At 68.9% G+C, this 758-nt stretch carries 1 protein-coding gene and 1 pseudogene; both read right to left on the reverse strand.

Annotation, left to right across the window (positions count from 1 at the left end):
- The coding region (locus KUM32_RS39250) for a 3-hydroxyacyl-CoA dehydrogenase family protein (RefSeq protein WP_254406743.1) at positions 1 to 540 on the reverse strand (540 nt) is incomplete at its 3' end.
- Between the two features lie 32 nt (positions 541 to 572).
- Positions 573 to 758 (reverse strand): annotated as a pseudogene (locus KUM32_RS39255) (hypothetical protein); the annotation flags it as partial.

Raw genomic sequence — 758 nt, forward strand, 5'->3', positions numbered from 1 at the left:
GGGGAAGACTCCGTAGCGCGGGAGTTCCGCCTTGAGAAACTCCATGATCTTCGGGTCGGTCCGCCCGTCGGACATCAGGTCGACCGCGTTCTGGGCCGGCGGCATGTAGAAGTGGATGTTCAGCACCCGCTCCGGGTGCGCCACCTGGTCGATGAACTCCCGTGAGGCGTACGAGGACGAGTTGCTCGCCAGGATCGCGTCCGCCGGAGCCTCGCGGTCGAGTTGGCCGAAGATCTCCCGCTTGAGGTCGAGGCGCTCGGGCACCGCCTCCACCACCAGCCAGACGCCCGCGAGCGCCTTGGCCAGGTCGTCGGTGACGGCGACGCGGCCCGGCGCTCCGCCGTCGACCCGTCCGGCGACCTCGGCGATGTGCTGCCCGACGTACTCGCGTGCGGCCTCGCCGGCAGCCTCGGACTTGTCGTAGACGCGCACCAGGCCGCCGCGGGCGGCGAACATCAGGGCGATCCGGCGGCCCAGGGTTCCCGCGCCGATCACCGCGACGGGCCGGTCCTGGACCGAGGTGGGGAGGGTGAATGCCATGATTTCGTACCTGTTCTTCTCTCGTGCTCGGATCAGCCGGCGATCGCGGCGATTCCTGTGATGTACGTGCCGAGGTCGGCCAGCAGGCGCTTTCCGGGCATCTGAACTATCTGGCCCGGGAGTTGGGGCAGTGGCACGGTGTAGATGTGGCCGGCGAGGTCGGACACATAGGCAGTGCCGGCGTCCGGGTCCACAGCCAGGCCGATGGCCTCGTCAAA

The organism is Streptomyces sp. AC627_RSS907 (assembly GCF_019049165.1).